General features: G+C 72.3%; 15 protein-coding genes and 1 pseudogene. 14 read left to right on the top strand and 2 right to left on the bottom strand.

Annotated features, from left to right (window positions below; genetic code table 11):
• Positions 1-21 precede the first annotated feature (21 nt).
• Positions 22-750: an alpha/beta fold hydrolase gene (locus GA0070607_RS01845; RefSeq protein ID WP_089016595.1), complete on the bottom strand. Its 729-nt coding sequence runs from the start codon at positions 748-750 to the stop codon at positions 22-24.
• Positions 751-830: 80 nt separating this feature from the next.
• Between GA0070607_RS01845 and GA0070607_RS01840 the strand changes: the two genes are divergently transcribed.
• From GA0070607_RS01840 to nusB, 5 genes are all read left to right on the top strand, one after another.
• Positions 831-1,829 carry a helix-turn-helix transcriptional regulator gene (locus tag GA0070607_RS01840; protein WP_089016594.1) on the top strand — a complete coding sequence of 333 codons (999 nt, stop codon included), beginning with the start codon at positions 831-833 and terminating at the stop codon, positions 1,827-1,829.
• A gap of 10 nt (positions 1,830-1,839) precedes the next feature.
• On the top strand, positions 1,840-2,919 hold the full coding sequence (gene aroB / locus GA0070607_RS01835) for a 3-dehydroquinate synthase (RefSeq protein WP_089021589.1): 1,080 nt from the start codon (positions 1,840-1,842) through the stop codon (positions 2,917-2,919).
• Complete coding sequence (gene aroQ / locus GA0070607_RS01830; RefSeq protein ID WP_089016593.1) at positions 2,916-3,347, top strand: type II 3-dehydroquinate dehydratase; 432 nt, start codon at positions 2,916-2,918, stop codon at positions 3,345-3,347. The genes aroB and aroQ overlap by 4 nt, the downstream gene beginning before the upstream one ends.
• 376 nt (positions 3,348-3,723) lie before the next feature.
• Complete coding sequence (gene efp, locus GA0070607_RS01825; protein ID WP_074318567.1) at positions 3,724-4,281, top strand: elongation factor P; 558 nt, start codon at positions 3,724-3,726, stop codon at positions 4,279-4,281.
• A 23-nt stretch (positions 4,282-4,304) separates the two neighbouring features.
• Positions 4,305-4,715 carry a transcription antitermination factor NusB gene (gene nusB, locus GA0070607_RS01820; RefSeq protein WP_172899150.1) on the top strand — a complete coding sequence of 137 codons (411 nt, stop codon included), beginning with the start codon at positions 4,305-4,307 and terminating at the stop codon, positions 4,713-4,715.
• Between the two features lie 76 nt (positions 4,716-4,791).
• On the opposite strand, the gene bldD is transcribed toward nusB, so the two are convergent.
• Positions 4,792-5,280 (bottom strand): transcriptional regulator BldD, encoded by a 489-nt coding sequence (gene bldD, locus GA0070607_RS01815; RefSeq protein WP_007458348.1) that lies wholly within the window; start codon positions 5,278-5,280, stop codon positions 4,792-4,794.
• Between the two features lie 288 nt (positions 5,281-5,568).
• Here bldD and pyrR point away from each other — a divergent pair, with 288 nt between their 5' ends.
• The 9 genes and pseudogenes from pyrR to mihF all read left to right on the top strand — a co-directional run bounded on the left by pyrR (position 5,569) and on the right by mihF (position 16,803).
• On the top strand, positions 5,569-6,153 hold the full coding sequence (gene pyrR / locus GA0070607_RS01810; RefSeq protein WP_089016592.1) for a bifunctional pyr operon transcriptional regulator/uracil phosphoribosyltransferase PyrR: 585 nt from the start codon (positions 5,569-5,571) through the stop codon (positions 6,151-6,153).
• Positions 6,150-7,076, top strand: a complete 927-nt coding sequence (locus GA0070607_RS01805) for an aspartate carbamoyltransferase catalytic subunit (protein ID WP_089016591.1) — start codon at positions 6,150-6,152, stop codon at positions 7,074-7,076. Before pyrR ends, GA0070607_RS01805 begins: the two co-directional genes overlap by 4 nt.
• Positions 7,073-8,350, top strand: a complete 1,278-nt coding sequence (locus tag GA0070607_RS01800; RefSeq protein WP_089016590.1) for a dihydroorotase — start codon at positions 7,073-7,075, stop codon at positions 8,348-8,350. The genes GA0070607_RS01805 and GA0070607_RS01800 overlap by 4 nt, the downstream gene beginning before the upstream one ends.
• Positions 8,347-9,510, top strand: coding sequence for a glutamine-hydrolyzing carbamoyl-phosphate synthase small subunit (carA, locus tag GA0070607_RS01795; protein ID WP_089016589.1), 1,164 nt, complete (start codon positions 8,347-8,349; stop codon positions 9,508-9,510). The genes GA0070607_RS01800 and carA overlap by 4 nt, the downstream gene beginning before the upstream one ends.
• Positions 9,503-12,850: a carbamoyl-phosphate synthase large subunit gene (gene carB / locus GA0070607_RS01790; RefSeq protein ID WP_089016588.1), complete on the top strand. Its 3,348-nt coding sequence runs from the start codon at positions 9,503-9,505 to the stop codon at positions 12,848-12,850. The genes carA and carB overlap by 8 nt, the downstream gene beginning before the upstream one ends.
• Positions 12,847-13,854: pseudogene (locus GA0070607_RS01785) on the top strand (quinone-dependent dihydroorotate dehydrogenase); the annotation flags it as partial. The gene carB and the pseudogene GA0070607_RS01785, both read left to right, overlap by 4 nt.
• Positions 13,855-14,124: 270 nt before the next feature.
• Positions 14,125-15,399, top strand: a complete 1,275-nt coding sequence (locus GA0070607_RS01775) for an adenosylmethionine--8-amino-7-oxononanoate transaminase (RefSeq protein ID WP_089016587.1) — start codon at positions 14,125-14,127, stop codon at positions 15,397-15,399.
• 71 nt (positions 15,400-15,470) lie between these two features.
• The gene (gene pyrF, locus GA0070607_RS01770) at positions 15,471-16,307 is read left to right on the top strand and encodes an orotidine-5'-phosphate decarboxylase (protein ID WP_089016586.1); all 837 of its coding nucleotides are present in this window, start codon (positions 15,471-15,473) and stop codon (positions 16,305-16,307) included.
• Between the two features lie 178 nt (positions 16,308-16,485).
• Positions 16,486-16,803 (top strand): integration host factor, actinobacterial type, encoded by a 318-nt coding sequence (gene mihF, locus GA0070607_RS01765; RefSeq protein WP_007458370.1) that lies wholly within the window; start codon positions 16,486-16,488, stop codon positions 16,801-16,803.
• The last annotated feature ends 15 nt before the right edge of the window (positions 16,804-16,818 follow it).

Here is a 16,818-nt window from a genome sequence, read left to right as displayed (position 1 = left end):
GCGACCGGCCGGGCCCTCTGCTCAGCCTTTAGCGGCGGCGTCGAGCACGTCGGCCAGGGCCTTGGGTTCACTGAGCATCGGCCAGTGCCCGGTCGGCAGCTCGAACAGCTGGCCACCGGCCAACCCGGTGAAGAACGGGTGCCCCTCGCCGATCATCTGCCGCACCACGGCCAGCGGGAAGGTGCTGGCGACCAGCGCGGTCGGGACCGGACGGCCGCCGGTGCGCCGCACCGGGTCGGTGGCGGCCCGCAGCGGCTGCGGGGTGGCCCGGGCGCGCAGCAGGGCCAGCGTCGGCTCGTCCAGCCCGGCCAGGTTGGTCGGGTCGGCGGCCGGATCCCACGCGGGCGGCGGCAGCAGGTGCCCGGTGCCGATGAGGCCGCGCAGCCGCTCCTGCTCCTCCGGTGGCACGGTGTCGAACTGCGCGACGCCGTCCGGCAGCGGCCCGCTCTCCACGTACACCACCCGGGCGATCCGGTCCGGGATGCGGTCCGCCGCCTGGGCGACCGGCATGCCGCCGCCGGAGTGCCCGACCAGCAGCACCTCGCGCAGATCCTCGACCTCGATCAGCCGGACGATGTCCTCGGTGTGCGTCTCCAGGCTCACCTCCGGTCCGGCCAGGTGGTTCCGCTCGGCCAACCCGGTCAGCGTCATCGGATACACCTCGTGCCCCTGCGCGCGCAGCGCCACGGTCACTTCCCGCCACGCCCAGGCACCCAACCAGAAACCCGGCACCAGCACGAACGTCGCCATCTGTCGCTCCTCTTCTTCGGTTACCGGATGACCGTACGATCGAAACCGGACAGTTTCCGCCCGGTTTCGAGGAGTGGTCCGTGTCGCATCCCGCCGGCCGCGTGCTGGCCCTGCTCGAACTGCTGCAGACCCGGCACCGGTCGACGGCCGCCGAGCTCGCGGGCCGGCTCGGCGTGGACGAGCGCACCGTGCGCCGGTACGCGGCCGCCCTGGTCGAGCTGGGCATCCCCGTCATCGCCGACCGGGGCCGCTACGGCGGCTACCGGCTCCATCCCGGGTACAAGCTGCCGCCACTGATGCTCACCGACGACGAGGCGGTGGCCGTGCTGCTCGGCCTGGTCGTCGCCGAACGGGTCGGGCTGGCCACCGAACTGCCGGCCACCGCCACCGCGCTGGCCAAGATCCGCCGGGTGCTGCCGGTGGCGCTCGCCGACCGGCTGACCGCCGTGCAGGAGCACCTCGGCTTCACCCTGCGGCGTACCGAGCCGGAGCGGGGACCGGCCTCCGGCACCCTGCTCACCCTGGCCGCGGCCGCCCGGCACCGGCAGCGGGTCGCTCTGGACTACCGCTCCTGGCGAGGTGAGCAGTCGCGCCGCGAGCTCGACCCGTACGGGCTGGTCTTCCACGCGGGCCGCTGGTACGTCACCGGCCACGACCACCGGCGCGGGGAGGTCCGCACCTTCCGGCTGGACCGGATCGGCGCCGTGACGCCCGGCGTGGCGGCGTTCACCGTGCCGGACGGCTTCGACCCGGTGACCTGGGTGACCCGGTCGCTGGCCGGCGTGCCCTACACGCACGAGGTCGAGGTGCTGCTGGAGGCCGACCTGGCCACCGTCCGACGCCGCGTCCCGCCCACCGTGGCCGAACTGACCGCCACCACCGACGGGGTGTTGCTGCGGGCCCGGGCGGAGAGCCTGCCCGGCATGGCCGCGCTGCTCGCTGGGCTGGGCTGCCCCTTCACCGTGCGGCAACCGGACGCGTTGCGCACCGCCGTGGCCGAGCACGCCCGTGCGCTGGCGGACTGGGCCACCAGGCCAGCAGGTGAGCGGCCGCCCGCACCGCGCCGTCCGCTGGACTAGGCTGCCGGCGATGGACGAGGTGACCCGGATCCCGGTCGGCGGCGAACGGCCGTACGACGTGCTGGTCGGACGCGACCTGTTGGACACGCTGCCCGGGCTGCTGCCCGGCGCGACCCGGGCGGCGGTGCTGCACGCGCCCCCGCTCAAGGGGCTCGCCGACGCGCTCGGCGAGCGGCTTCGCGCGGCCGGCGTCGAGCCACTGCCGATCGAGGTGCCCGACGCCGAGGCGGGCAAGCAGATCGACGTGGCCGCCGCGTGCTGGGATCGGCTCGGCGCGGCCGGTTTCACCCGTACCGACGCGGTCGTCGGTGTCGGTGGCGGCGCGGTGACCGACCTGGCCGGCTTCGTCGCGGCCTCCTGGCTGCGCGGGGTGCGCTGGGTGCCGGTGGCCACCTCACTGCTGGGCATGGTGGACGCCGCGGTCGGCGGCAAGACCGGGATCAACACCGCCGCCGGCAAGAACCTGGTGGGCGCGTTCCACCCGCCGGTCGGCGTGCTGGCCGACCTGGCCACCCTGGAAGGCCTGCCCGCGGTCGACCTGGCAGCCGGGCTGGCCGAGGTGGTCAAGTGCGGCTTCATCGCCGATCCGGCGATCCTGGATCTCATCGAGCGTGCGCCGGCGGCCGCCACCGACCCACGCGGGGCGGTGACCCGCGAGCTGATCGAGCGGGCGATCCGGGTCAAGGCCGACGTGGTCTCCGGTGACCTGCGGGAGTCGGGCGTGCGGGAGGTGCTCAACTACGGGCACACCCTCGCGCACGCGATCGAGCAGGTCGAGGGCTACCGCTGGCGGCACGGTCATGCCGTCGCCGTCGGCCTGGTGTACGCCGCCGCGCTGGCCCGGCTCGCCGGCCGGCTGGACGCGCCGACCGCCGACCGGCACCGGGCCGTCCTGGCCGCGCTCGGCCTGCCGGTGAGCTACCCGGCCGACGCCTGGTCGCAGCTGCTGGCCGTGATGCGGGTGGACAAGAAGGCCCGGGGCAGCCGGCTGCGGTTCGTGGTGCTGGACGGGCTGGCCCGCCCGGCGGTGCTCGAGGGCCCGGACGACGCGCTGCTCGAAGCCGCCTACCGGGAGGTGGGCACGCAGTGAGGGTGTACGTGTTGAACGGGCCGAACCTGGGCCGGCTGGGCACCCGCGAGCCCGCGGTGTACGGCGCGACCAGCTACGCCGATCTGGTGGCGCTCTGCGAGCGGACCGGCCGGGAGCTGGGGCTCGACGTGACGGTCCGGCAGACCGACGCCGAGCACGAGCTGCTCGGCTGGCTGCACGCCGCCGCCGACGAGGGCGCCGCGGTGGTGCTCAACCCGGCCGCCTGGTCGCACTACTCGTACGCCGTGCGGGACGCCTGCGCCATGCTGCGCGGGCCGTTGGTCGAGGTGCACATCTCCAACATCCACGCCCGCGAGGAGTTCCGGCACCACTCGGTCATCTCCGCGGTGGCGACCGGGGTGATCTGCGGGCTCGGCATCGACGGTTATCGTCTCGCCCTGCACCACCTCGCTGCTTCGACAAGCTGACCGGCGCACGCATCACCGACCGTAACCGTCACTGACGGCAACCCTGTCCTCGCCGGCCCGGCGGCGCGCCACCATCCAGGCGCGTCCTTTGCTCTGCACCCACGGGCGCGACACTGGCCTGAGCTGCCAATACGCGCCGAGCGTCGGGGCGGGGAAGCCTGGTCATCCGACACGCGGCGTGACTGGTGCGCCGGTGGCAGCAGAGCAAAGGGCGCAGGGGGTACGGGTGGCAGGGTGTGTGAAGGTCACGAAACGTGATCGTCGCCCGACTCGGCCGGTGGGCGCGGGATCGGCGGCGTGACATGGCGGGCAACCTGCCTCGACGCAGCTAGTAGACTCGTAAGGTCTGTCCGCCAATTGATGATCAAGGCAGGAAATGGCCTCCACCAACGACCTCAAAAACGGCCTGGTACTCAACCTCGACGGCGAGCTCTGGGCCGTCGTCGAGTTCCAGCACGTCAAGCCCGGTAAGGGTGGTGCGTTCGTGCGCACCACGCTGAAGAACGTGCTGTCCGGGAAGGTGGTCGACAAGACCTTCAACGCGGGCACCAAGGTCGAGACCGCGACCGTGGACAAGCGCACGATGCAGTACCTGTACGCCGACGGCGAAGACTACGTCTTCATGGATCTGGAGACCTTCGACCAGATCACCGTCCCCGGCGGCACCGTCGGTGAGGCGGCCAACTACCTCCTCCCCGAGGCCGAGGCGACCGTCGCCACCCACGAGGGCGTCCCGCTCTACATCGAGCTTCCCACCAGCGTGGTGCTGGAGGTCACCTACACCGAGCCGGGTCTGCAGGGCGACCGGTCGACCGGCGGCAACAAGCCGGCCACCGTCGAGACCGGCGCGACCGTGCAGGTGCCGCTGTTCATCACCACCGGCGAGAAGATCAAGGTCGACACGCGCGACGGCCGTTACCTCGGCCGCTCCTGATGGCGGAGGGTCCCAAGCAGCAGATGCCGGCGCGCCGCAAGGCGCGCAAGCGGGCGCTGGACGTCCTCTACGAGGCCGACCTTCGGGACCGGCCCCCGGTCGAGGTGCTCGCCGGCTATGTGCAGCGGATCGAGCAGCCCCGACCGGAGCACCTGGGCTACGCGGTGGGCCTGGTCGAGGGCGTCGCCGAGCACCTCAACCGGATCGACGAGCTGATCGCCAGCTACGCCGAGGGTTGGACGCTGGAGCGGATGCCGGTGGTGGACCGCAACCTGGCCCGGATCGCGGTCTACGAGCTGCTCTACGTCGACGAGATCGACGACGCGGTGGCGATCAGCGAGGCGGTGGAGCTGGCCCGGCAGATGTCCACCGACGACTCGCCGCGCTTCCTCAACGGCATCCTCGGGCGGATCGCCGAGTACGCCACCCGCTGAGCGCGCCCGCTCAGCACCCCGTACCACGAAAAGGGCCCGTGCCGGATGGCACGGGCCCTTTCGGTGGATCGGTGGTTCAGGACGCGAAGAACGCCCGGGGGTCGGCGACCAGCACACCGTGCTCGGTGAGCCGCTCGATCAGACCCGACGGCGAGGCGTCGTAGACGATCGCGAGCGCCCGCAGGTCGTCGGCGCGGATGGAGAGCACCCGGCCGTTGTAGTCGCCGCGCTGCTGCTGGATGGCGCGGGCGTAGCGGGCCACGTAGGCCAGGTCCTCGGAGGCCTCGTCGTAGAGCCGCTCCAGGTCCAGGACGATCTTGCTGGTGGGCTCGTGACGGACCCCGCTGCCGTCGGGCAGCAGCTCCGAGACGGGAACGCGGTAGAACTCGGCAAGCTCGGCCAGGCGGGACACCGTCACGGCACGGTCGCCGCGCTCGTACGACCCGACCACCACGGCCTTCCACCGCCCGTTCGACTTCTCCTCCACGCCCTGCAGGGAGAGGCCCTGCTGTTGGCGGATGGAGCGCAGGCGGGCGCCCAGAGATTTGGCGTATTCAGAGGGCATTCGGACACTCCCAGTGCTGCTCGGGGTTCTCCCGTCGATCGCTACGGAGCGTGACGGTACGGGGAATGCGACACCTGGTCAAGTGGTCGTGACCCTACCGTTGGGGAGCAGCGGGGGAGTTATCCCCATTTCGCCAGCCTGATCCGGTGGTCAGCAGCCGCCGTCCATCGGCCCGGTGACCACTGGTAACGTGGCGTGAAGCCCCGGCCCAGGTCCGCCAGCGGTCCGGCCGGAGGTGCCCGACATCCTTTAACGACCCGTCCCGTGAGGCGGGGAAGGAGGTCCGCCGTGGCATACCCACCGGCTGCCCGCTCGTCACCACCGCGACAACCCTCGGTGAAGGTGATCCTCGCCAGCGCCGACGTGCAACGCGTGGTCGACCGCATCGCCCACCAGATCCTGGAGAAGACCCAGGGCGCCGCCGAGACGGTGCTGCTCGGGATTCCCACCCGGGGCGCCCCGCTCGCCCGGCGGCTCGCCGCCCGGATCAGCACCTTCGAGGACGTCGCCGTCCCGGTCGGTGTGCTGGACATCACCCTGTACCGCGACGACCTGCGCCGGCACGCCACCCGCGCGGTCGGCCCGACCGAGCTGCCGCCCGGCGGCATCGACGGCAAGCGGGTCATCCTCGTCGACGACGTGCTCTTCTCCGGCCGCACCGTCCGGGCCGCGCTCGACGCGCTCAACGACGTGGGCCGTCCAGCCTCCGTGCAGCTCGCCGTCCTGGTCGACCGCGGCCACCGGGAGCTGCCGATCCGCGCCGACTACGTCGGCAAGAACATCCCGACCTCGCTCGCCGAGAGCGTCAAGGTGACGCTCGCCGAGACCGACGGCACGGACGAGGTCAAGCTGTACGGGGGGACCAACTCATGATCAGGCACCTGCTCTCCGGCGCGGACCTGGACGCCGACACCGCCACCGAGATCCTGGACACCGCCACCGAGATGGCCACGGTCGCCGGCCGCGAGATCAAGAAGCTGCCCGCGCTGCGCGGCCGCACGGTGGTGAACCTCTTCTACGAGGACTCGACCCGCACCCGGATCTCCTTCGAGGCGGCCGCCAAGCGGCTCAGCGCCGACGTGATCAACTTTTCCGCCAAGGGGTCCAGCGTCACCAAGGGCGAGAGCCTGAAGGACACCGCGCTGACCCTGCAGGCCATGGGCGCCGACGCGGTGGTCGTCCGGCACCCCGCCTCCGGAGCGCCGCACCGGCTGGCGAACTGGGTGGACGGGTCGGTGGTCAACGCCGGTGACGGCACCCACGAGCACCCCACCCAGGCGCTGCTGGACGCGTACACCATGCGGGCGCGGCTGGGCCGGCTGGCCGGCCTGTCGGTCGCGGTCGTCGGGGACGTGCTGCACTCCCGGGTGGCCCGCTCCAACGTGCTGCTGCTCTCCACCCTCGGCGCCAAGGTCACCCTGGTCGGCCCGCCCACGCTCATCCCGGTGGACATCGCCGCGGCGCTCGCCCCGGGCACCGACGTCTCCTACGACCTCGACTCCGTGCTGCCCAACGTGGACGTGGTGATGATGCTGCGGGTGCAGCGGGAGCGGATGAACGACTCCTACTTCCCGTCCGCCCGCGAGTACGCCCGCCGCTACGGCCTGGACGGGCCGCGGATGCGCCGGCTGCCCGAGCACGCGATCGTCATGCACCCCGGCCCGATGAACCGGGGGATGGAGATCACCCCCGAGGTGGCCGACTCGCCCCGCTCCACCATCGTCGAACAGGTCACCAACGGGGTCTCCGTGCGGATGGCCGTCCTCTACCTGCTGCTCGGAGGGAACAACCGGTGACCGCGTACCTGATCACCAGCGTGAGCGTCGTCGGCGCCGCGCCGACCGACCTGCTGATCCGCGACGGTGTGGTCGCCGAGGTCGGCCCGGGGCTGTCCGCTCCGGACGCCACAGTCATCGACGGGACCGGGCTGGTCGCCCTGCCCGGCCTGGTCGACCTGCACACCCACCTGCGCGAACCCGGCCGGGAGGACGCCGAGACAGTCGAGTCCGGCTCCCGCGCGGCGGCCCTGGGCGGCTACACAGCGGTCTGCGCGATGGCCAACACCTCACCGGTCGCGGACACCGCCGGCGTCGTCGAGCAGGTCTGGCGGCTCGGCCGGGAGGCCGGGCTGGTCGACGTTCAGCCGATCGGCGCCGTCACCGTCGGGCTGGCCGGCGAGCGCCTCGCCGAACTGGGCGCGATGGCCGACTCCGCGGCCCGGGTGCGGATCTTCTCCGACGACGGTCACTGCGTCGCCGACCCGAAGCTGATGCGCCGGGCCCTGGAGTACGTCAAGGCGTTCGACGGGATCGTCGCCCAGCACGCCGAGGAGCCCCGGCTCACCGAGGGCGCCCAGATGCACGAGGGTGAGGTCTCCACCCGGCTCGGCCTGATCGGGTGGCCGGCCGTCGCCGAGGAAGCGATCATCGCGCGGGACGTGCTGCTCGCCGAGCACGTGGGCAGCCGCCTGCACGTCTGCCACGTCTCCACCGCCGGCAGCGTCGAGGTGCTGCGCCACGCCAAGGCGCGCGGTGTGCGGGTCACCGCCGAGGTCACCCCGCACCACCTGCTGCTCACCGACGAGCGGGCGGAGACCTACGACCCGGTCTTCAAGGTCAACCCGCCGCTGCGTACCGCCGCGGACGTCGCCGCCCTGCGCACCGCGCTCGCCGACGGGGTGCTCGACGTGATCGCCACCGACCACGCCCCGCACGCCGTGGAGGACAAGGAGTGCGAGTGGGCGTACGCCAGGCCGGGGATGCTCGGTCTGGAGACGGCCCTGTCCATCGCGCTGGACGTGCTCGGCCCGCAGTGGGACCTCATCGCCGAGCGGATGTCGCGCGCACCGGCCCGGATCGCCGGGCTGACCGGGCACGGCGTCGACCCCGCGCCGGGTGTGCCGGCCAACCTGACCCTGATCGACCCGGCCGCCCGCCGCACCATCGAGCCGGCGGAGCTGGCCAGTCGCAGTCGCAACACCCCGTACGCCCGCATGACGCTGCCGGGTCGCATCGTGGCGACCTTCCTGCGTGGCGAGCCGACGGTCCTGGACGGAAAGGCCATCAAGTGACCAAGCGCAGACCAGCGGTCCTCGTGCTCGAGGACGGGCGCACGTTCCCCGGCGAGGCGTACGGCAGTGTGGGGGAGACCTTCGGCGAGGCGGTCTTCACCACCGGCATGACCGGCTACCAGGAGACCCTCACCGACCCGTCCTACCACCGTCAGGTGGTGGTGCAGACCGCGCCGCACATCGGCAACACGGGCGTCAACGGCGAGGACGACGAGTCCGGCCGCATCTGGGTGGCCGGGTACGTGGTGCGCGACCCGGCGCGGATCGGCTCCAACTGGCGGGCCACCGGCAGCCTCGAGGACCGGCTCGCCACCGAGGGCGTGGTCGGCATCAGTGGGGTGGACACCCGCGCGCTGACCCGGCACCTGCGCGAGCGGGGCGCCATGCGGGTGGGCATCTCCAGCGTGGACAACGACCCGCAGAGCCTGCTGGCCCGGGTCCGGCAGGCGCCGCAGATGGTCGGCGCGGACCTCTCCACCGAGGTGACCACCCCCCAGCCGTACGTGGTCGAGGCGGTCGGCGAGCACCGGTTCACCGTGGCCGCGCTGGACCTGGGCATCAAGCGCAACGTTCCGCGCCGGCTCGCCGCCCGCGGGGTGACCACCCACGTGCTGCCGGCCGGCTCCAACATCGACGACCTGCTCGCCACCGGCGCCGACGCGATCTTCCTGTCGCCCGGCCCCGGCGACCCGGCCACCGCCGACGGCCCGGTGGCGCTGGCCCGGGAGGCGCTGCAGCGGCGGGTCCCGCTGTTCGGCATCTGCTTCGGCAGCCAGATCCTCGGCCGGGCGCTCGGCTTCGGCACCTACAAGCTGGGCTACGGCCACCGGGGGATCAACCAGCCGGTGCTCGACCGGGCCACCGGCAAGGTCGAGGTGACCAGCCACAACCATGGCTTCGCCGTCCAGGTGCCCGGTGCGGGGCACGGCGCGGTGGTCCCCGATCAGGTGATCGACACCGCTTTCGGCGGCGTCCAGGTGTCGCACGTCTGCCTCAATGACAACGTCGTCGAGGGGCTGCGGGCCGTGGACGTGCCCGCCTTCACCGTTCAGTACCACCCGGAGGCGGCGGCCGGCCCGCACGACGCGGACTACCTCTTCGACCGCTTCGCCGAGCTCATCGAGGGCCGGACCCACAGCGAGGGGCGCAGCAATGCCTAAGCGGACCGATCTCAAGCACATCCTGGTGATCGGCTCCGGGCCGATCGTCATCGGGCAGGCCTGCGAGTTCGACTACTCCGGCACCCAGGCCTGCCGGGTGCTGCGCAGCGAGGGGATCCGGGTCAGCCTGGTCAACTCCAACCCGGCGACCATCATGACCGACCCGGAGTTCGCCGACGCCACGTACGTCGAGCCGATCACCCCGGAGTTCGTGGAACTCGTCATCGCCAAGGAGCGCCCGGACGCCATCCTGGCCACCCTCGGCGGGCAGACCGCGCTGAACACCGCGGTCGCCCTGCACGAGGCCGGCGTGCTGGACAAGTACGGCGTGGAGCTGATCGGCGCGAACATCGACGCGATCAACCGCGGCGAGGACCGGCAGCTGTTCAAGGACATCGTCGCGAAGGCCGGCGTTCGCCTCGGCATCGACGACCCGGCCGCACTGGTGCCCCGCTCCCGGGTCTGCCACACCATGGACGAGGTCGAGGAGACCGTCGCCGAGCTGGGCCTGCCGGTGGTGATCCGGCCGTCGTTCACGATGGGCGGCCTGGGCTCCGGCATGGCGCACACCCCGGAGGACCTGGCCCGCATCGCCGGCGACGGCCTGTCCGCCAGCCCGGTGCACGAGGTGCTCATCGAGGAGAGCGTGCTCGGCTGGAAGGAGTACGAGCTCGAACTGATGCGCGACCGGCACGACAACGTGGTGGTGGTCTGCTCGATCGAGAACGTCGACCCGATGGGCGTGCACACCGGCGACAGCGTCACAGTGGCCCCGGCCATGACGCTCACCGACCGGGAGTACCAGCGCCTGCGTGACCTGGGCATCGCGGTGCTGCGCGAGGTCGGGGTGGACACCGGCGGCTGCAACATCCAGTTCGCGGTCAACCCGGCCGACGGCCGGATCGTCGTGATCGAGATGAACCCCCGGGTGTCGCGCTCGTCGGCGCTGGCGTCCAAGGCGACCGGCTTTCCGATCGCCAAGATCGCGGCCAAGCTGGCGATCGGCTACACCCTCGACGAGATTCCCAACGACATCACGTTGAAGACCCCGGCGGCGTTCGAGCCGAGCCTGGACTACGTGGTGGTGAAGATCCCCCGGTTCGCTTTCGAGAAGTTCCCCGGCGCGGACCCGGAGCTGACCACCACGATGAAGTCGGTGGGCGAGGCGATGAGCCTCGGGCGCAACTTCAGCGAGGCGCTGAACAAGGCCATGCGCTCGATGGAAACGAAGGAAGCCGGCTTCTGGACGGTGCCTGATCCGGCCGGCGCCACCCGGGAGAACACCCTCGCCGCGCTGCGCATCCCGCACGACGGCCGGCTGTACACCGTCGAGCGGGCGCTGCGCCTCGGCGCGTCGATCGCCGAGGTCACCGCGGCGTCGGGTGGGATCGACCCGTGGTTCCTGGACCAGATCGCCGCGCTGGTCGAGCTGCGCGCGGAGATCGTGGACGCTCCGGTGCTCGACGCCGAGCTGCTGCGCCGGGCCAAGCGGGCCGGCCTGTCCGACCGCCAGCTCGCCGCGCTGCGGCCGGAGCTGGCCGCCGAGGACGGCGTGCGGACCTTGCGGCACCGTCTCGACGTGCGCCCGGTCTACAAGACCGTGGACACCTGCGCGGCCGAGTTCGAGGCGACCACGCCGTACCACTACTCGACGTACGACTTCGAGACCGAGGTCGTGCCGTCGGACCGGCCGAAGGTGCTGATCCTGGGCTCCGGCCCGAACCGGATCGGGCAGGGCATCGAGTTCGACTACTCGTGTGTGCACGCGGTGCAGGCGCTGCGGGGCACCGGCTACGAGACGGTCATGGTCAACTGCAACCCGGAGACGGTCTCCACCGACTACGACACCGCGGACCGGCTCTACTTCGAGCCCCTGACCTTCGAGGACGTGCTGGAGGTCTGGCACGCCGAGGACTCCTCCGGCCGGGCGGCCGGCGGGCCGGGCGTGGTCGGTGTGATCGTGCAGCTGGGCGGGCAGACCCCGCTGGGGCTGGCGCAGCGGCTCAAGAACGCCGGGGTGCCGGTGGTCGGCACCTCCCCGGAGTCGATCCACCTGGCCGAGGAGCGGGGCGCGTTCGGCGCGGTGCTGGCGCGGGCCGGGCTGCGCGCGCCGGCGCACGGCATGGCCACCTCGTACGACGAGGCCAAGACGATCGCCGACGAGATCGGCTACCCGGTGCTGGTCCGGCCGTCGTACGTGCTGGGCGGGCGGGGCATGGAGATCGTCTACGACGACCCGACCCTGCGCGACTACATCGGCCGGGCCACCGACATCTCCCCGGACCACCCGGTGCTGGTGGACCGCTTCCTCGACGACGCCATCGAGATCGACGTGGACGCGCTCTGCGACGCCGACGGTGAGGTCTACATCGGCGGGGTGATGGAGCACATCGAGGAGGCCGGCATCCACTCCGGCGACTCGTCCTGCGCGCTGCCGCCGATCACCCTCGCGGGTTCGCACCTGGTCGAGGTCCGCCGCTACACCGAGGCGATCGCCCGCGGTGTCGGCGTCCGCGGCCTGCTCAACGTGCAGTACGCGCTCAAGGACGACGTGCTCTACGTGCTGGAGGCCAACCCACGGGCGTCGCGGACGGTCCCGTTCGTCTCCAAGGCGACAGCGGTGCCGCTGGCGAAGGCGGCGGCCCGGATCGCGCTCGGTGCGACCATCGCCGAGCTGCGCGCCGAGGGCCTGCTCCCGGCCACCGGGGACGGCGGCACCATGCCCGCCGACGCGCCGATCGCGGTGAAGGAGGCGGTGCTGCCGTTCAAGCGCTTCCGCACCCGCTCCGGCAAGGGGATCGACTCGCTGCTCGGGCCGGAGATGAAATCGACCGGCGAGGTGATGGGCATCGACACCAACTTCGGGCACGCCTTCGCCAAGAGCCAGTCGGCCGCGTACGGCTCACTGCCGACCGCCGGGAAGATCTTCGTCTCGGTGGCCAACCGGGACAAGCGCGGCATGATCTTCCCGATCAAGCGCCTGGCTGATCTCGGCTTCGAGATCGTCGCGACCACCGGCACGGCCGAGGTGCTGCGTCGGCACGGCATCGCCTGCGAGCAGATCCGCAAGCACTACCAGGCTGGCGAGGGCGACGACGCGGTGTCGCTGATCATGGGCGGCGCCGTCGCGCTGGTGATCAACACGCCGCAGGGTTCGGGTGCCAGCGCCCGCTCGGACGGCTACGAGATCCGCAGCGCCGCGGTCACCGCGGACATCCCCTGCATCACCACGGTCCCCGGTGCCGCCGCCGCGGTGATGGGCATCGAGGCCAGGATCCGCGGCGACATGCAGGTCCGTCCCCTCCAGGACCTGCACGCCACCCTGCGGGCCGCCCAGTGACAGTGTTCGAGCGGGCGGTGCGGCCGTGGCTGTTCCGGATCGGGAGTGGGGACGCGGAGGCGGCGCACGAGTGGACGCTGCGGCGGTTGACCGCGCTGTCCCGGCGGCCGGTCGCACTGGCGGCGCTACGTGCCCGGTACGCGGTCCGGGCGCCGCGCACGGTGTTCGGTGTGGAGTTCCCCAACCCGGTCGGGCTGGCCGCCGGGATGGACAAGGACGGGGCGGCGCTGCCGGCCTGGCCGGCGCTCGGCTTCGGTTTCGTCGAGGTCGGCACTGTCACCGCGCACGCCCAGCCGGGCAACCCCCGGCCGCGGCTGTTCCGGTTGCCGGCCAGCGAGGCGGTGGTCAACCGGATGGGCTTCAACAACGCCGGCGCCGCCGCGCTGGCCGCCCGGCTGGCCGCGCTGCCGCGTCCGATCGGCGTACCGCTGGGCATCTCGCTGGGCAAGTCCAAGGTGACCCCGCTCGACGAGGCGGTCGAGGACTACCTCGCCTCGTACCGGGCGCTACGCGGGCACGGCGACTACTTCGCGGTGAACGTCTCCTCACCGAACACCCCGGGGTTGCGCTCGTTGCAGGACCGCGCCCACCTGGACGCGCTCCTCGCCGCGCTGGTCGGGGAGAAGCCGGTGCTGGTCAAGATCGCCCCTGATCTGACCGAGGCGGCGATCGCCGAGCTGCTGGAGGTCTGCCTGGCTCGGGGCGCGGCCGGGGTGATCGCCACCAACACCACCCTGGCCCGGGATGGGCTCGCCCCGGTGGACGCCGAGCGCGGCGGCCAGGCCGGTGGCCTCTCCGGCCGGCCGCTCACCGGCCGGGCGCGGGAGGTGGTCGCCTTCGTGCACCGGGAGACCGGCGGCCGACTGCCGATCATCGGGGTCGGCGGTGTGCTGGACCCGGACGACGCGGCTCGGATGTTCGACGCCGGTGCCGCCCTGGTGCAGCTCTACACCGGCTTCATCTACCGGGGCCCGGCCCTGGTCCGCGCCGCCGCCCGCACCACCCCCACCGTTCCCCCCGCCCCCGCCCCCGCCCCCGCCCCCGCCCCCGCCCCCGCCACCGCCCCCGACACCCGCCCCCGCCACCGACACCCGCCCCGCGTCGATCTAGGGCAGATCGTCGTGATCGGAGATCGAGTAGCGACAAGCTGCCCTAGATCGACGCGGAGAGGGCGGGCGGGCGACGCGGAGAGGGCGGGCGGGCGACGCGGAGAGGGCGGGCGGGCGGCGGGGAGAGGGCGGGGAGAGGGCGGGGAGAGAGAGGGGAGCGGGCGCGTGACGCCTGAGGAGATTCTGAGCGTTGACCGGGCGCACGTCTGGCATCCGTACGCCGCGTTGCCGCCAGCGAACCCGCCGTACGTGGTGCAGAGCGCCGAGGGCGTACGGCTGCGGCTGGCGGACGGTCGGGAGCTGGTGGACGGGATGTCGTCCTGGTGGGCGGCGATCCACGGTTACCGGCACCCGACGTTGGACGCGGCGGTGACCGACCAGCTCGGCCGGATGAGCCACGTGATGTTCGGCGGGCTCACCCACGAGCCCGCGGTCCAGCTCGCCCGGACCCTGGTGGAGCTGACCCCGGACGGCCTGGAGCACGTCTTCCTGGCCGACTCCGGCTCGGTCAGCGTCGAGGTGGCGGTGAAGATGTGCCTGCAGTACCAGCGGGCCGTCGGCCGGCCGCAGCGGCGCCGGCTGGCAACCTGGCGGGGCGGTTACCACGGGGACACGTTCCACCCGATGAGCGTCTGCGACCCGGAGGGCGGGATGCACCACCTCTGGGGCGACGTGCTGCCCCGGCAGGTCTTCGCGCCGGTCCCGCCGGGAGGGTTCGCCGATCCGCCCGACGAGGCGTACGTGGCGGCGCTGGTGGACACGGTCGAGCGGCACGCCCACGAACTGGCCGCGGTGATCGTCGAACCGGTGGTGCAGGGCGCCGGCGGGATGCGTTTCCACCATCCGGGGTACCTGCGGGTGCTGCGCGAGGTGACCCAGGCGCACGGGATCCTGCTGATCTTCGACGAGATCGCCACCGGCTTCGGCCGTACCGGCACGATGTTCGCCGCCGAGCACGCCGGGGTGAGCCCGGACGTGATGTGCGTGGGCAAGGCGCTCACCGGCGGTTACCTGACCCTGGCGGCGACCCTCTGCACCCCGCAGGTGGCCCGGGCGATCTCTGCCAGCGGCGTGCTGGCGCACGGGCCCACCTTCATGGGCAACCCGTTGGCCTGCGCGGTGGCCAACGCCTCCATCGGGCTGCTGCGGGCCGGGGACTGGGCGGCGCAGGTGTCCAGGATCGGTGCCGGCCTGCGCGCCGGACTGGAGCCGCTGCGCGGCTCGCCGGGCGTTGCCGACGTGCGGGTGCTCGGCGCCATCGGGGTGGTCCAGCTCGATCACGAGGTCGACCTCGGCGCGGCCACCACGGCGGCCGTCGACCGGGGGGTGTGGCTGCGGCCGTTCCGCGACCTGATCTACACGATGCCGCCGTTTGTGACCGGCGACGCCGACCTGGCCCGGATCGCGTCCGGGGTGGCGGCGGCGGTGGCGGCCGGCTGAGCCGGTCCGGTCACCGGTTCAGAGCTACCCGTGGCGGGCCGCCGCCCGGACGACGAGAGGGGAAGTACCGGATGGAAAGCTTCGGCACCCGGCTGCACCGGGCCGTCAGCGAGCGGGGACCGCTCTGCGTGGGCATCGACCCGCATCCCGGTCTGCTGGCCCGCTGGGGCCTCACCGACGACGTCCAGGGGCTCGACCGGTTCACCCGGACCGTGGTCGACGCCCTCGGTGACCGGGTTGCGGTGGTCAAGCCTCAGTCGGCCTTTTTCGAGCGTTTCGGGTCCCGCGGCGTGGCGATTCTTGAGTCAACTATCCGACAGTTACGCGATGCCGGTTCGCTCGTTCTGCTGGACGTCAAGCGCGGGGACATCGGCTCGACGGTCAGCGCGTACGCCTCCGCCTACCTTGATCCATCCAGTCCGCTGTATGTCGACGCGGTCACCGCCAGCCCCTACCTGGGGGTGGGTTCCCTGGCGCCGATGTTCGAGCTGGCCGCCGAGCACGGTGGCGGCGTGTTCGTGCTGGCCCTCACCTCGAACCCCGAGGGAGCCGCCGTGCAGCGGGCCCGCACGGCCGACGGGCGCACAGTGGCGCAGACCGTGATCGACGAGATTTCCCAGCTCAACAGGGGTGCGACCCCTCTCGGCAGCTTCGGGCTGGTGGTCGGCGCGACCATCGGCGACACCGGTCACGACCTCTCCGGGGTGGGTGGTCCGCTGCTCGCGCCGGGGCTCGGGGCGCAGGGTGCCGGTGCCGCCGATCTGCGGACCGTCTTCGGTTCGAGCCTCGCCGCGGTGCTCCCGTCGTACTCCCGGGAGGTGCTCTCCGCGGGCCCCGACGCCGCCGCCCTGCGGGCCGCCGCGGACCGGGTGCTGGCCGACTGCCGGAGCGTTCTGGCTGCCCGGTGACTGACTGACGGCTCGGTCACTTTGCGATGATCATCGCGCGCCCACGTTGCCGAAAGCTCCGTTGACCGCTAGTTTTCCCCGCGCTGGGAACCACGGACCCCTTGGTTCACAGCGACACCACGTTTCACAGATGCGGCGGTGCGCCCCGCCCGCCGCGATAGGGACCTGAGGAGAACTGGTGCCGCTCCCGTCACTGACCCCCGAACAGCGCGCTGCCGCGCTCGAGAAGGCCGCGGAGATCCGCAAGGCCCGTGCCGAGCTGAAGGAGCAGCTCAAGCAGGGCAAGACCACGCTTGGTGCCGTCCTTGAACGGGCCGAGAGCGACGACGTCGTCGGCAAGCTCAAGGTTTCGGCCGTCCTGCAGGCGATGCCGGGCATCGGCAAGATCCGGGCTACCCAGATCATGGAGAAGCTCAAGATCGCCGACAGCCGTCGCCTGCGCGGCCTCGGTGAGCAGCAGCGCAAGGCACTGCTTGGAGAGTTCGCCGCCAACTGAACCTGGCAGCGTGTA

This window comes from Micromonospora coriariae (assembly GCF_900091455.1).
Lineage (GTDB): Bacteria > Actinomycetota > Actinomycetes > Mycobacteriales > Micromonosporaceae > Micromonospora > Micromonospora coriariae.
This window is presented reverse-complemented; position numbering and strand designations above follow the sequence as displayed.

Coding starts and splice junctions, on each gene's coding strand:
- GA0070607_RS01845 (WP_089016595.1), bottom strand. CDS start 750: ATGGCGACGTTCGTGCTGGTGCCGGGTTTCTGGTTGGGTGCCTGGGCG.
- aroB (WP_089021589.1), top strand. CDS start 1,840: ATGGACGAGGTGACCCGGATCCCGGTCGGCGGCGAACGGCCGTACGAC.
- efp (WP_074318567.1), top strand. CDS start 3,724: ATGGCCTCCACCAACGACCTCAAAAACGGCCTGGTACTCAACCTCGAC.
- nusB (WP_172899150.1), top strand. CDS start 4,305: ATGCCGGCGCGCCGCAAGGCGCGCAAGCGGGCGCTGGACGTCCTCTAC.
- bldD (WP_007458348.1), bottom strand. CDS start 5,280: ATGCCCTCTGAATACGCCAAATCTCTGGGCGCCCGCCTGCGCTCCATC.
- GA0070607_RS01805 (WP_089016591.1), top strand. CDS start 6,150: ATGATCAGGCACCTGCTCTCCGGCGCGGACCTGGACGCCGACACCGCC.
- carB (WP_089016588.1), top strand. CDS start 9,503: ATGCCTAAGCGGACCGATCTCAAGCACATCCTGGTGATCGGCTCCGGG.
- pyrF (WP_089016586.1), top strand. CDS start 15,471: ATGGAAAGCTTCGGCACCCGGCTGCACCGGGCCGTCAGCGAGCGGGGA.